9 protein-coding genes are annotated in these 13341 nt (G+C 74.0%); 1 reads left to right on the top strand and 8 read right to left on the bottom strand.

The features are described 5' to 3' along the window. Positions 1 to 31: 31 nt before the first annotated feature. The 5 genes from ACQKM2_RS07725 to ACQKM2_RS07705 form a co-directional block, all read right to left on the bottom strand. On the bottom strand, positions 32 to 2311 hold the full coding sequence (locus tag ACQKM2_RS07725; protein ID WP_427707408.1) for a 2Fe-2S iron-sulfur cluster-binding protein: 2280 nt from the start codon (positions 2309 to 2311) through the stop codon (positions 32 to 34). Beyond that, positions 2308 to 3198, bottom strand: a complete 891-nt coding sequence (locus ACQKM2_RS07720; protein ID WP_427707753.1) for an FAD binding domain-containing protein — start codon at positions 3196 to 3198, stop codon at positions 2308 to 2310. The genes ACQKM2_RS07725 and ACQKM2_RS07720 overlap by 4 nt, the downstream gene beginning before the upstream one ends. Positions 3199 to 3614: 416 nt before the next feature. Continuing rightward, positions 3615 to 5279, bottom strand: coding sequence for a beta-N-acetylhexosaminidase (locus ACQKM2_RS07715; RefSeq protein ID WP_427707406.1), 1665 nt, complete (start codon positions 5277 to 5279; stop codon positions 3615 to 3617). A 196-nt stretch (positions 5280 to 5475) separates the two neighbouring features. Next, a complete protein-coding gene (locus tag ACQKM2_RS07710; RefSeq protein WP_007264396.1) occupies positions 5476 to 5760 on the bottom strand; it encodes a DUF3039 domain-containing protein in 285 nt (94 codons plus the stop codon). A gap of 28 nt (positions 5761 to 5788) precedes the next feature. Beyond that, positions 5789 to 6349, bottom strand: a complete 561-nt coding sequence (locus ACQKM2_RS07705) for a YqgE/AlgH family protein (RefSeq protein WP_125816781.1) — start codon at positions 6347 to 6349, stop codon at positions 5789 to 5791. Between the two features lie 262 nt (positions 6350 to 6611). On the opposite strand from ACQKM2_RS07705, the gene murA reads away from it, so the two are divergent. Next, entirely contained in the window at positions 6612 to 7949 is a 1338-nt protein-coding gene (gene murA / locus ACQKM2_RS07700; RefSeq protein WP_007264398.1) for a UDP-N-acetylglucosamine 1-carboxyvinyltransferase, read from the top strand. A 159-nt stretch (positions 7950 to 8108) separates the two neighbouring features. Here the strand turns inward: murA and ACQKM2_RS07695 are convergent, their stop codons facing one another. The 3 genes from ACQKM2_RS07695 to ACQKM2_RS07685 all read right to left on the bottom strand — a co-directional run bounded on the left by ACQKM2_RS07695 (position 8109) and on the right by ACQKM2_RS07685 (position 13056). Continuing rightward, positions 8109 to 8390 (bottom strand): HU family DNA-binding protein, encoded by a 282-nt coding sequence (locus ACQKM2_RS07695; protein WP_007264399.1) that lies wholly within the window; start codon positions 8388 to 8390, stop codon positions 8109 to 8111. 320 nt (positions 8391 to 8710) lie between these two features. Continuing rightward, positions 8711 to 10144 carry an NAD-dependent malic enzyme gene (locus tag ACQKM2_RS07690; protein WP_427707401.1) on the bottom strand — a complete coding sequence of 478 codons (1434 nt, stop codon included), beginning with the start codon at positions 10142 to 10144 and terminating at the stop codon, positions 8711 to 8713. Positions 10145 to 10749: 605 nt separating this feature from the next. After that, on the bottom strand, positions 10750 to 13056 hold the full coding sequence (locus tag ACQKM2_RS07685) for a HelD family protein (RefSeq protein ID WP_427707398.1): 2307 nt from the start codon (positions 13054 to 13056) through the stop codon (positions 10750 to 10752). Positions 13057 to 13341 lie beyond the last annotated feature (285 nt).

Genomic DNA, 13341 nt, shown 5'->3' with positions numbered 1-13341 from the left:
CCGGCCGTCGCCGTGGCCGCGTCCTGCCCGCTCACGCCATGCCTCCGTTGTGCTGGTCCCCGCCGAATCCGTTCCCGTGCAGGCCGCCGAGTCCGTCAGGGCCGGGGAGTCCGCCGAATCCGTCAGGGCCGGGGAGTCCGTGCGGCCCGCCGAGTCCGTCGGGTCCGAGGTGGCCCATCGGGGTGCCCCGGCCGTCGGTGCCGTGCTGGCCCGCCTGGCCGTCGAAGGCCGCCTGGCCGCCGTCGAAGCCCGCCTGGCCGTCGAAAGCCGTCTGGCCGCCGTCGAAGCCCGTCTGGCCGCCGTCGAAAGCCGTCTGGCCGCCGTCGAACACTCCGGATCCCGGGTTCGAGCCGAAGGGGTCGAAGCCGTCCGTGCCGTGTGCCGCCGGGTGGGCCGGGTGGATCCCGCCCTCGCCGGGCTGCGCCTGGTGCGGGATGAGCGCCTCGGCCTCGGCCGCCGCGGTCTCGCGCTCGGCGACGACCTCGCGGACCGCCTCGATGACGCCCTTGTAGCCCGAGCAGCGGCAGAGGTTGCCGCACAGCGCCTGGCGGGTCTCCAGGTCGCTGGGGGCGTGGTTGCCCTCCAGCAGGTCATGGATGGTCATGGCCATGCCGGGCACGCAGAACCCGCACTGCACCCCGCCCGACCTGCACAACGCCTGCTGCACGTCCGAGAGTTCCCCGCCGCTCGCGAGGCCCTCGACGGTGCGCACCTCGCTGCCGGCCGCCGTCGCCGCCGGGACCAGGCAGGAGGCGACGAGCCGCCCGTCGACCTGGACCGCGCAGGCTCCGCACTCGCCCTGCGAGCAGCCGTCCTTGGCGCCGGCCAGGCCGAGGCGCTCGCGCAGCACGTACAGCAGGGACTCGCCGATCCACGCCCCGGTGACGGGCCGGTCGGCGCCGTTGACCCGCAGGACGTACGACGCCGACGGATGCTCGTGCTGGGCGACGGCGGGGATCCGCTCTTCCTCGTACGCGGTCTCCTGGACCGGGAAACTCCCGGTGTCGCCCTCGGCCGGAGGCGTCGCACCGCTGTCGGCACCGCCGTCGCCCGGCACGGGCGCGGCCTCCGCTTCGGCCGGAGCCGCCGCCGGGGGCTCCGCGAAGCCGGGTCCGCCGGTCTCGGCGCCCCCGGCACCGCCGTCGGCCTCCGCCGGACGCGGCCGCTCGCCCTCGACCGGCATCTCGGCCGGGCCGTGGGAGGCCTCGATGTCCGGGGCGGCCGCGGGCACGGCCTCGGGCTCCGGCCCGGCCTGGAGGTAGGCCTCGGGCAGCGGGGTGCCCACGCCGGGGCCGCCCAGCACCCTCGGACCGCGTCCGGCCGACTGGGCGGCCGCGGGCGCACCGGTGGCACTGCCCGGGAGCACGCCGGAGCTCAGCAGCACCCCGGGAGCCGCCTCGGGCGCCGCGGGCTGCTCCCAGGGGGCGGGGGTCCCGCCGGCGGGCCGGCCCCAGCCGTCGTCCAGGGCGGGGTCGCCGGCGCCGCCGGGCAGCGTCCACTGCCCGGTGGCCGTCGGCTCCGCCGGGTGGTGTACCGCCTCGGGGAACTGCCACTCGGCGGTCGCGCCGGGATCCGGGCCCGCGTGGGGTTCGGCGTAGGGGTCGGTGTGCGGGCCCGTGTGCAGCCCGCCGCCCAGCGTCCCGTGCGGCCCGCCGGCGGCGGACTCCGCGTGCGGCACACCGCCGTGCGGGACGGCATGCGGGTGGCCCTGCGGGTCGACGTGCAGGGCGGCGTGCGACACACCCTGCGGCTCCCCGTGCAGCGGCACGCCACCCGTCGGGTCGAAGTGCAGCCCCCCGCCCAGCGTGCCGTGCGGCCCGCCGGCGGACGGCTCCGCGTGCGGCACACCACCCTGCGGCTCGGCCTCGGCCTCCCCCGCGGGCGCCGCCGCGAACGCGGCCGCCACCGACGCCGGGAGCGGGATGGACGCCGGGATCGGCGCGCGGGCGGGCGCCTGCGCGGCGGCACCGGCGGACGGGCCGGCGCCCGCCCCGGGAACCGCCCCCGAGCCCGCGTCCGGCCACTGCACCGGCATCGTCCAGGTCCCGGTGGCGGAGGGGTCAGCACTGCCCGACCCCAGCGGCACGATCATCGGCGGCGGCACGAAGCCGTGCCCGGGCGCCGCCAGCGGCTCCCCTCTGTCGAGCGCGTCCAGCATCTCCTGCGGCAGCTGCACGAAGGCCGTGGCCTCGTTGTCGTACTCGCCGCCCTGCGGGACCGGCTCCCAGCCCCAGCCGTTGCCGGCCCCGGCAGCCTGACCCGCGTTGCCCGCGTTCCCCGTCGTTCCGCTCACGTTCTCGTTCTCGCTCATGAGGTCAGCGCCCTCCCCAGGGCCCTGCGCGCCAGCACGGCCACCGTCCGCCGCAGGTGGAGTACCGCCGAGGACACCTGCTCCCCCTGGTCGGGCACGCAGGCGGCCGCGACGTACTCGCCGAACGCCTCCAGTGCCTCGGGGGCCAGGCTGCGGTCCCCGTCCCAGTCGATCAGCGAGGCCACCCACTGCTCGGCCTCCAGCGGCCGCAGCGGCATCGGGGCCACCGCGCCGATCGCGCACCGCACACCGCGGCGCGCCGGGTCCAGCACGAGCCCCACGGACGCCACCGCGCGGCCCGGGCCGGTGCGTCCGGTGGCCTTCAGGAACACCTGCGGGGCGTGCAGCAGCGGCACCCGCACGAAGCCGATCAGTTCGCCCGGCCGCAGCATGTCGCGGCCGGCCAGCAGGTGGGAGACGGGGATCTCGCGCTGCGAGCACCCGGTGTCGCCGAGGCTGCCGGGGCCGACGATCACCAGCTCCGCCTCCAGCGCGGCCAGCACCGGCAGGGCGTCACCGGTCGGCGCGGCCGAGGCGATGTTGCCGCCGAGGGTGCCGGCGTTGCGGATCTGCGGCGGGCCGGCGGCCCGGGCGGCCGCGGCCAGCGCCGGGATCAGAGCGGCGAAATCCGGCCGTCCCATCCGGGCGTGCGTCAGTCCGGCGCCGAGCAGCGCGTGCCCGTCCTGGTACTGCCAGCCGCGGATCTCGTTGATCCGGCCGAGGCCGACCAGGGCGGCGGGGCGCAGCAGCCCGGCGTTGACGGCGGCCATGAGGTCGGTGCCGCCCGCCACGGGCACGGCCGCGGGCATGGCGGCGAGTGCCGCGACGGCCTCGTCGAGCGAGGCCGGCAGCGTCACGGACTGCGCCCGCTCCGCCTGCGGCTCCAGAGCCGAGTGCGGTGCGTGCGGCCCCTGAGCCGAATGCGGTGTGTGCGGTGCGTGCGTGGTCAACCCGGCTGCCCCTTCCCGATGTCCCGGTCCCGGCGCTCACGCCTGTCCGCCGTACGGTACGTGCTCACCGCCGGGACGTGGCAACTCTGGCACATCTTCGGGACCGCCCGGCGCGAGGGTCGCCCGGGTACGGGGTGCCGGTCCTTGCTCGGGCGCCGGGCGCGCGCGGCCGGGGCGGGGCCTGCGGACGGGGCGTGCGGGCGGGGCGGCGCCGCCCGCGGCACGGTCCGGACACCCCTCGCCCGAACGTCCGTTTTTCCCCGGATCGGCCTCATTTGAGCGAGAGTTCCAAAGGTTCCCGAAGAGTTCCGCTTCCGGACGGGCGGCGCCGGAGCGCCCCCCGTGCCCCCGGGTCACACGATCGGGGGCGCGCCTTCGAGCGGGCGTCCCACGACCCCGGGACGCCGCTGCCACGGCAACGGTCCGGCCAGTGGCCGGTAGTCGACCCCGAGGGCGTCCAGGCGCGCCAGGTGGGCGGCCGTACGCGCTTCGAAGCCGGGCCAGTCACGGGATTCCGGTTCCGGCAGCCGCGACCACACCGTCTCGGCGAAGGCGGCCAGCCGGGGGAACACCTGGTAGTCCACGCGGGACTGGTTCTCCATCACCTCGGTCCACACGTTGGCCTGGGCGCCCAGCACGTGCGCGGCGGCCTCCGGCGACAGCTTCGGCGGCACCGGCTCGAAGCGGTAGACGTCCTCCAGGGTGCGCACGTACCCGATGGGCATCGGCTCGTCGGCGCCGCCCGCCTGACGGTGGTCCAGGTACACCTGCTGCTCGGGGCACATCACCACGTCGTGCCCGGCCTCGGCGGCGGCGACGCCACCCGCGTAGCCGCGCCAGGAGGAGACGGCGGCGCCGTCGGCGAGTCCGCCCTCCAGGATCTCGTCCCAGCCGATGAGCCGGCGGCCCCGGGCGGCGAGCCAGCCGTCGAAGTGCCGGATGAACCAGGACTGCAGCCCGTCCTCCCCGTCCACGCCCAGTTCGCGGATGCGCGCCTGCGCGGCGGGCGAGGCCCGCCACTGCTCCTTGGGGCACTCGTCGCCGCCGACGTGGACGAACGGCGAGACCTCGGCCGGGAAGAGCTCCAGCACCTCCTCGAAGACCCCTTCGTAGAAGCGCAGTACCTCCTCGGTCGGGGCGAGGACGTTCTTGCTGATGCCCCAGTCGTCCCACACGCCGAGCGCGGCGGTGTCCACGGCGTCCGCGTTGCCCAGCCACGGGTAGGCGGCGATGGCGGCCTGCGAGTGCCCGGGCACGTCGATCTCTGGGACGACCCGTACGTGCCGCTCGGCCGCGTACGCGACGATCTCGCGGATGTCGTCCTGGGTGTAGAAGCCGCCGTGCGGGGTCTCGTTCCACAGCGGGGAGGCGCGGTGGCCCCAGCGGCTGCGGGCCCGCCAGGCGCCCACCTCGGTGAGCCGGGGGTGGCGCCTGATCTCGATCCGCCAGCCCTGGTCGTCCGTCAGGTGCAGGTGGAGCACGTTCAGCTTGTGGGCGGCGAGCAGGTCGATGTGGCGCAGCACCCCGTCCTTGGGCGTGAAGTGCCGGGCGGTGTCGAGCATCATGCCGCGCCATCCGAAGCGGGGGCTGTCCGCGACGGCCGCGTACGGCAGGCTCCAGGTCCGCCCGGGCCGCAGCGGGGCCCGCCGGTACGCGTCGGGGCCGAGCAGCTGACGCAGCGTCTGGGCGCCCCAGAACAGCCCGGCGGCGTCCCCGCCGGTCAGCTCGACGCCGTCGGGACCGATGTCGAGCCGGTACGCCTCGGGCCCCAGCCCGCCGGGTTCCCCGCCGGCTCCCCCGTCCGCTGCCCCCGGCTCGATCCGCAGCCTTACGTCGCCCCGCGCGCCGGCGGCCGGCGCGGGCAGGGCCCATCCGGTGGCGGCGCCCACCTCCCGGCGCAGCCAGCGCGCGACGCCCCCGGTGCGGGGCCCGGCGTCGAGCAGGGGCTCGGGCCCGAAGGTGTGGCGGCGTCCCTCCGGATCGGGAACGAGGTGTTCGGGGAGCGGGATCAGGTCCATGCGTCAGTCCTCCGCGTCGGCCGGCCGGTCGCCCGCCCGGAGGCGGCGGCAGCCGGCCCGCGGCGTCCCGCCCGGCACCCGTCCCCGCGGGGCGAAGCTCGTCGCGCCGACCCTAACCCGCCCGGCGCACACGGCGAAGGCCCCCGGACGCGCTCGCGCGCATCGGGGGCCTTCGGCGGCGGAAGTCAGGACTTCGCTACTTGTCCTTGCCGCCCTTGTCCTTGTCGCCGCCGGCGCCCATGGACTCGTAGATCTCCTTGCACATGGGGCAGACGGGGTACTTCTTCGGGTCGCGGCCCGGGACCCAGACCTTCCCGCAGAGCGCGACGACGGGGGTGCCGTCGAGCGCGCTCGCCATGATCTTGTCCTTCTGGACGTAATGGGCGAAGCGCTCGTGGTCGCCGTCGCCGTGGGACACCTGCGGCGTCGGCTCTACGAGGGTCCCCGTACCAGTCCCGCGCTCGGGCTCAAGAGTGCTCATAAATCCAGGGTACTGAACCCCGCCGGGCTCAGTTCAGCGACGGGTCGTCCAGATAGGTGGCGACCATCGCGAGCTCGCTGCGCTGGCGGCGCAGCACGGCCCGCCACAGCCGTTCGGGGTCGGGGTAGGAGACGTCGCCGGGTTCGGAGTCGACGACGTACCAGGCGCCGTCGCCGAGCTCGTCCTCCAGCTGGCCGGGGCCCCATCCGGAGTAGCCGGCGAAGATGCGCAGGGCGCCGAGGGCGGTGGCGAGGAGTTCGGGCGGGGCCTCCAGGTCGACGAGGCCGATCGCCCCGTGCACCCGGCGCCAGCCGAGGGGCCCCTCCTCGCCGGGTATCACGGCGACCCCCAGGGCGGAGTCCAGCGCGACGGGGCCGCCCTGGAACACCACCCCCGGATCGCCGGCCAGCGGGGCCCAGGGGAGCAGGATGTCGCGGACGTCCACGGGGGTGGGCCGGTTGAGGACCACGCCGAGCGAGCCCTGCTCGTCGTGGTCGAGCAGCAGCACCACCGCGCGGTCGAAGTTCGGGTCCGCGAGGGCGGGGGTGGCCACGAGCAGCCGCCCTGTGAGGGAGGACACCTCGGTCATGGGCACATGATCTCGCACAATCGCCCCTCGGGGGGAGCGGGCGGCGGTATCGGATCAAGCGCAGCTCAGGGCGCACGGCGGCAGAGAGGAGCGCGCGCCGCCCCGCGCGCCGGAACACGACACTCCGCTACCTGGCGGACACCGACCGTGTTGTGCCGTATTCATGACAGTCCTACGGCCCCGTCACCCATACAAACATGGGGGTGGTGGCCCTTACCCTTACGTCTGGTCCCCTGCCCATCCACTCCGGAACGCGAGATCCATGACCGGCAACGATGTCCTGCTTGTCCACGGCGGAACCCCGCTCGAGGGCGAGATCCGTGTCCGCGGTGCGAAGAACCTCGTGCCGAAGGCCATGGTGGCCGCCCTGCTCGGCAGCGAGCCGAGCCGGCTGCGCAATGTTCCCGACATCCGTGACGTGCGGGTCGTGCGCGGTCTGCTCCAGCTGCACGGCGTGACCGTGCGCCCCGGCGAAGAGCCGGGCGAGCTGATCCTCGACCCGACCTACGTCGAGAGTGCGAACGTCGCCGACATCGACGCGCACGCGGGCTCCTCCCGCATCCCGATCCTCTTCTGCGGCCCGCTGCTGCACCGCCTCGGCCACGCCTTCATCCCGGGCCTGGGCGGCTGCGACATCGGCGGCCGTCCGATCGACTTCCACTTCGACGTGCTCCGCCAGTTCGGCGCGACCATCGAGAAGCGCGAGGGCGGCCAGTACCTGGAGGCCCCGCAGCGCCTCCGCGGCTGCAAGATCCGCCTGCCCTACCCGTCGGTCGGCTCGACCGAGCAGGTCCTGCTGACGGCCGTCCTGGCCGAGGGCGTGACCGAGCTCAGCAACGCCGCCGTCGAGCCGGAGATCGAAGACCTCATCTGCGTCCTGCAGAAGATGGGCGCGATCATCTCCGTGGACACCGACCGGACCATCCGGATCACCGGTGTCGACCGTCTGAGCGGCTACAACCACAAGGCGCTCCCGGACCGCCTGGAGGCCGCGTCCTGGGCTTCCGCGGCCCTGGCGACCGGCGGCAACATCTACGTGCGCGGCGCCCAGCAGCGCTCGATGATGACCTTCCTGAACACGTACCGGAAGGTCGGCGGCGCCTTCGAGATCGACGACGAGGGCATCCGCTTCTGGCACCCGGGCGGCCCGCTGAAGGCCATCGCGCTGGAGACGGACGTGCACCCCGGCTTCCAGACCGACTGGCAGCAGCCGCTGGTCGTCGCCCTGACGCAGGCCACGGGCCTGTCGATCGTGCACGAAACGGTGTACGAGTCCCGCCTGGGCTTCACCTCGGCGCTGAACCAGATGGGTGCTCACATCCAGCTGTACCGCGAGTGCCTGGGCGGCAGCGCCTGCCGCTTCGGCCAGCGCAACTTCCTGCACTCGGCGGTCGTCTCCGGCCCGACCAAGCTGCAGGGCGCCGACCTGGTCATCCCCGACCTGCGCGGCGGCTTCTCGTACCTGATCGCGGCGCTGGCGGCCGAGGGCACCTCGCGCGTCCACGGCATCGACCTGATCAACCGCGGCTACGAGAACTTCATGGAGAAGCTCCAGGAGCTCGGCGCCAAGGTCGAGCTGCCCAACGGCGACCTGGTCTGATCATCTCCCCGCAGGGGCCCCACGGGGCCCCTGCCGGGCCCCCTGCGGGGCCCTGGAAAGGCCTGAGGGCGGCCACCCCGTGCGGGGTGGCCGCCCTCGGCCGTTCTACGTACCACTGCCGTCCCGAGGGCCTGTGCGGCCCTCGGCACAAGGGCGGTACTACTTGCCCTTGGCGGCTTCCTTGAGCTTGGAGCCCGCGGAGACCTTCACGCTGTAGCCGGCCGGGATCTGGATGGGGTCGCCGGTCTGCGGGTTGCGCGCGGTGCGAGCGGCACGGTGGGTGCGCTCGAAGGTCAGGAAGCCGGGGATGGTGACCTTCTCGTCGCCCTTGGCGACGATCTCGCCGACGGTCTCGGCGAGCGCGGCCAGAACGGCGTCGGCGTCCTTGCGGGTCACCTCGGCGCGCTCGGACAGAGCGGCCACCAGCTCACTGCGGTTCATGTTGTACTCCCGTGTTCAACTTGCCTTAGAGGCGTGAGATCGAAGCCGATGCTGCCAGGGCCCTAGGACAGTGCCCGGACCCGGGTCTGAACGTCAGACCCTCTCGCCCGGTTACGCATCCTGCCCCCACCAGCGGCGGGAAAGCCAATCCGGCACCCGCCAGGGTCACACGAAAAGCGCCACAGTCACGCCGCGGTGACGCTCCGTCCGCACCAGTGGCTCCGGGGGATGGCTCCGGGGGATGCGGACCGCGGGCCACGCGGGCATCCCCGCAACCCTATGGGCGCCCCGCCGGGCCCGCATCCCACGACGCGCCGGTATCAGACCGTGGGCCCCGTCACAGCGGGGGCCGCGGCGGCCTGCGCGGCCTTGCGGACGGCGCCCGCGACGGCTCCGGCGACCTTGTCGTTGAAGACGGACGGGATGATGTAGTTCGCGTTCAGCTCGTCCTGGCCGACGACGTCGGCGAGGGCGGTCGCGGCGGCCAGCATCATGTCGGTGTTCACGGTGCGCGACTGCGCGTCGAGCAGGCCGCGGAAGACGCCGGGGAAGACCAGCACGTTGTTGATCTGGTTCGGGAAGTCCGAGCGGCCGGTGGCCACGACGGCGGCGGTCTGGCGCGCGATGGCCGGGTCGACCTCCGGGTCCGGGTTCGCGAGCGCGAACACGATGGCGCCGTCGGCCATGGCGGCGACGTCCTCACCCGAGAGCACGTTCGGGGCCGAGACGCCGATGAAGACGTCGGCGCCGACCACGGCCTCCTTGAGGGTGCCGGTGTAGCCCTCGGGGTTGGTGTTGTCGGCGATCCAGCGCAGCGGGGAGTCCGGCGCGGCGTCGACCAGGTCGGGGCGGCCGGCGTGCACGACACCGTGGATGTCGGCGCTGACGGCGTTCTTGACGCCCGCGGCGAGGAGCAGCTTCAGGATGGCCGTACCGGCGGCGCCGGCGCCCGACATGACGACCTTGACGTCCTCAACTGCCTTGCCCACGACGCGAAGTGCGTTGGTGAGGGCGGCGAGGACGACGATGGCGGTGCCGTGCTGGTCGTCGTGGAAGACGGGGATGTCGAGGGCCTCACGCAGGCGGGCCTCGATCTCGAAGCAGCGCGGCGCGGAGATGTCCTCCAGGTTGATGCCGGCGAAGCCCGGGGCCATGGCCTTGACGATGGCGACGATCTCGTCGGCGTCCTGGGTGTCGAGGCAGATCGGCCAGGCGTCGATGCCGGCGAAGCGCTTGAAGAGGGCGGCCTTGCCCTCCATGACGGGCAGCGCGGCCATCGGGCCGATGTTGCCGAGGCCCAGGACGGCGGAGCCATCGGTCACGACTGCGACGGAGTTGCGCTTGATGGTGAGGCGGCGCGCGTCCTCGGGGTTCTCCGCGATGGCCATGCACACGCGGGCGACGCCCGGGGTGTAGATCATCGAGAGGTCGTCGCGGTTGCGGATGGGGTGCTTGGACGACATCTCGATCTTGCCGCCGAGGTGCATCAGGAAGGTTCGGTCGGAGACCTTGCCGAGGCTGACGCCCTCGATGCCGCGGAGCTTCTCGACGATCTCGTCGGCGTGCGCGGTGGAGGTGGCGGCGATGGTGACGTCGATACGGAGCTTCTCGTGCCCGGAGGCGGTGACGTCGAGGCCGGTGACCGACCCTCCGGAAGACTCCACGGCGGTGGTGAGCTGGGAGACCGCGGTTCCGCTCGCGGGCACTTCCAGGCGGACCGTCATCGAATACGAGACGCTGGGCGCCGTTGCCATGGCCGTGTTTCCTCTTCTGTCCCTGGTTTCGCTGTACACGGATCCCGCCCCACACCGTCCAGGGATGGGCAGGTGCGGCAGGACCTGTTGTCCGATCGTCCCACCTACCAGCCGGTACAAGGTAACCAGCTACAAATTTCGGAAAGACTCTTCCACCATACGAGAGAACCTGGTCGCCCGGAATGGTGGGTTAATACAAAACAGGTCCGCGCCCCCCACTCGGTGGAGGGCGCGGACCTGGTGTTACCGACTAAGACACCGACCCGCCATGCTCGCCTCGCGGCAAGTGGTCGCTCTAAGCGACGAAGGTTGGGCCCGGGGGCTTGGATCGAGCCGGTGTCGTACCCAGGCTAACAAAGGATCGCCGGAAGCGATCCCCCCTCCCGCGAGTTGGACGCCCCGGATCACGCGCCTGGCCGCGAGCCGTCCGGGAACGGCCCGCGGCTGGTCGGGCGGGGGGCGCGAGGGCGTCACGCACCGTCAGGGGGACGGCGCGCCGTGAGCCGCTCCGGCGAACCTCCGGCCCGGCTCCGGCGGAGCTGTGGCCCCGGCCCGGCGGAGCGGTGGCCCTGGCCCCGGCGGAGCGGTGGCCCCGGCCCGGCGGGTCAGGGGCGCAGCAGCTCCGGGACGCCGTCCGCGCCCGGCCTGTCGCCCGCCGCCGAGACCACCGTCAGCTGCTGCGTCGCGCGCGTCAGCGCCACGTACAGCACCCGCAGGCCCGCCGGGGACTCCTCCGCGATCTCCGCCGGGGAGACCACCACCGTGGCGTCGTACTCCAGGCCCTTCGCCTCCAGGCTGCCCAGCGCCACCGCCCGCTCGCCCAGGTCCGCCAGCCAGCCCGCGGCCTCCGCACGCCGGTCCATGGCCACGACCACGCCCACCGTGCCGTCCACCTGCTCCAGCAGCCGCCGCGTCTCCTCCCGCACCGCCGCGCCCAGGTCCTCCCCGGCCGCCGTGAAGCGGGGCTCCAGGCCCGTCGAGCGCACCGCCGTCGGCGGCTCCATGCCCGGCATAGCCAGCTCCAGCACCCGGGCCGCCACCTCGGCGACCTCGGCCGGGTTGCGGTAGTTCACGGTCAGCGTGAACCGCCTGCGCGGCCGGGAGCCGAGCGCCTCGTCCCGCGCCGCCGCCGCCTCGTCCGGGTCCGTCCACGAGGACTGCGCCGGGTCCCCGACCACCGTCCAGGTGCCGGTCCGGCCCCGCCGGCCCACCATCCGCCACTGCATCGGCGTCAGGTCCTGCGCCTCGTCCACGATCACGTGCGCGTACTCGGTCCGCTCGGCCGCGATCCGCTCGGCCCGCTCCCACTGGGTCTCCTCGCGGGTCGGCATCAGCTCCTCCAGCCCGCTGAGCTGGTCCAGCGGGTCCATCTCCCGCTTCCGCTTCGGGCGCGCCGGCGCGCCGAGGAGCTGGTTCAGCTCGTCCAGCAGGGCCACGTCGTGCACCGACAGCGGGCCGGAGCCGTCCGCGCCGACCCGGCGCAGCGAACGCGCCAGCTGCCGCGTCTCGCGCGGGTTCAGGTCCCGCCGCGACCAGCGGCCCAGCCGCCGCTCGTCGGCCATCGCCGCCAGCACCCGGCGCGGGGTCAGCTCCGGCCACCAGGCGTTCAGGAAGCCGAGGAAGTCGTCCTCGGTGGAGATGTCCTCGTCGAACGCGCTGCGCAGCTCGGCCGCCAGCTCCGGGTCGCTGTGCCGGCCGGACGCGCCCGTCTTCGCGTACAGGGCGTCCAGGAGCAGCTTGCGGGCGCGCGGGCGCAGCAGGTTCACGGGGGCGGTGCCGCCGAGCACGTTCTGCCGGATCCGGTTCAGCTCCGGCGCTTCCAGCTCGACGCGCCGGCCGAACGCCACCACGCGCAGCCGCTCCGGCGCGTCGCCCAGTTCCAGGGCCCCCCGGACGGCCTTGCGGAGCACCTTCAGCATGCGGGACGAGCCCTTGATCCGGGCCACGGGCGGCTCGTCGTACGTGGTCGCCTCGGCGCCGTCGACGAGGGACCCGAGCGCCCGGATCGCGACCTGGCCCTCCTCGCCGAGCGAGGGCAGGACGCCCTCGGTGTAGGCGACGAGCAGGGGGGTCGGCGAGACGATCAGGATGCCGCCCGAGTAGCGGCGGCGGTCCTGGTAGAGGAGGTACGCGGCACGGTGCAGGGCCACGGCCGTCTTCCCCGTGCCCGGCCCGCCGGCCACCTCCGCGACGGAGGCGGCGGGGGCCCGGATGACCAGGTCCTGCTCGGCCTGGATGGACGAGACGATGTCCCGCATGGTGTGCGTACGGGCCCGCCCGAGGGCGGCCATCAGCGCACCGTCGCCGATGGCGGGCAGCTCCCGGCCGTCGAGGGCGGCCGTGACCTCCGGGCGCATCAGGTCGTCCTCGACACCGAGCACCTTGCGGCCCTTGGAGCGGATCACGCGGCGGCGGATGACGCGGCCGGGGTCCTTCGGGGTCGAGCGGTAGAACGGCGCGGCCGCGGGGGCCCGCCAGTCGATGACGAGCGGCGAGTAGTCGGAGTCGAGCACGCCGATCCGGCCGATGTGCAGGGTCTCCGCGATGTCGGCGGTGAGGTCGGCGCGGATCGCGTCGTCGGCGGGCTCGACGGAGGTGTAGGCCCCGTCGGGGCCGCGCTCCCCGTCCTTGCCGAGGACGAGGTCGATCCGGCCGAAGAGGAAGTCCTCGAACTCGTTGTTGAGCCGGTTGAGGTGGATCCCGGCACGGAACACCTGCGCGTCCCGCTCGGCGAGCGCCCCGGGCGTGCCGACCTGGCCGCGCTGGGCGGCGTCGTTCATGAGGAACTCGGCCTCGTGGATCTTCTCCTCAAGGCGTCGGTACACCTGATCGAGATGCGTCTGCTCGACCGCGATCTCCCGATCGCGGACGGAATCCGCCGTGCTGTCGACAGCGGCATTCTGCGCGGCCACCAAGGCCCCCTTCTGACGTGCATGGGCGACCGTCAACCGTACGCGAATCCGCCCCGTCTCCGCACGCCGGTCTTGGCGGTCGGGCGGGCCGGGGCCGAGTGGCGGCGGGTGGCCGGCCGGGGGTGGGGGGCGGGATCCCCTTGGACGGGAGCAGGGAGGGTTTGGGGGTTTCCCGTCAGTCCCATCGTCCTTCCGGTTCGGGCCGGCCTGTCAAGGGCGCTCCCTTCGGTCGCGTCGCTTCGCGATCGCCTTCGGCGACCCTTGACAGGCCGTCCCGCCCCGGAA

This window comes from Streptomyces sp. NPDC004126, assembly GCF_050275515.1.
Classification (GTDB): domain Bacteria; phylum Actinomycetota; class Actinomycetes; order Streptomycetales; family Streptomycetaceae; genus Streptomyces.
This window is presented reverse-complemented; position numbering and strand designations above follow the sequence as displayed.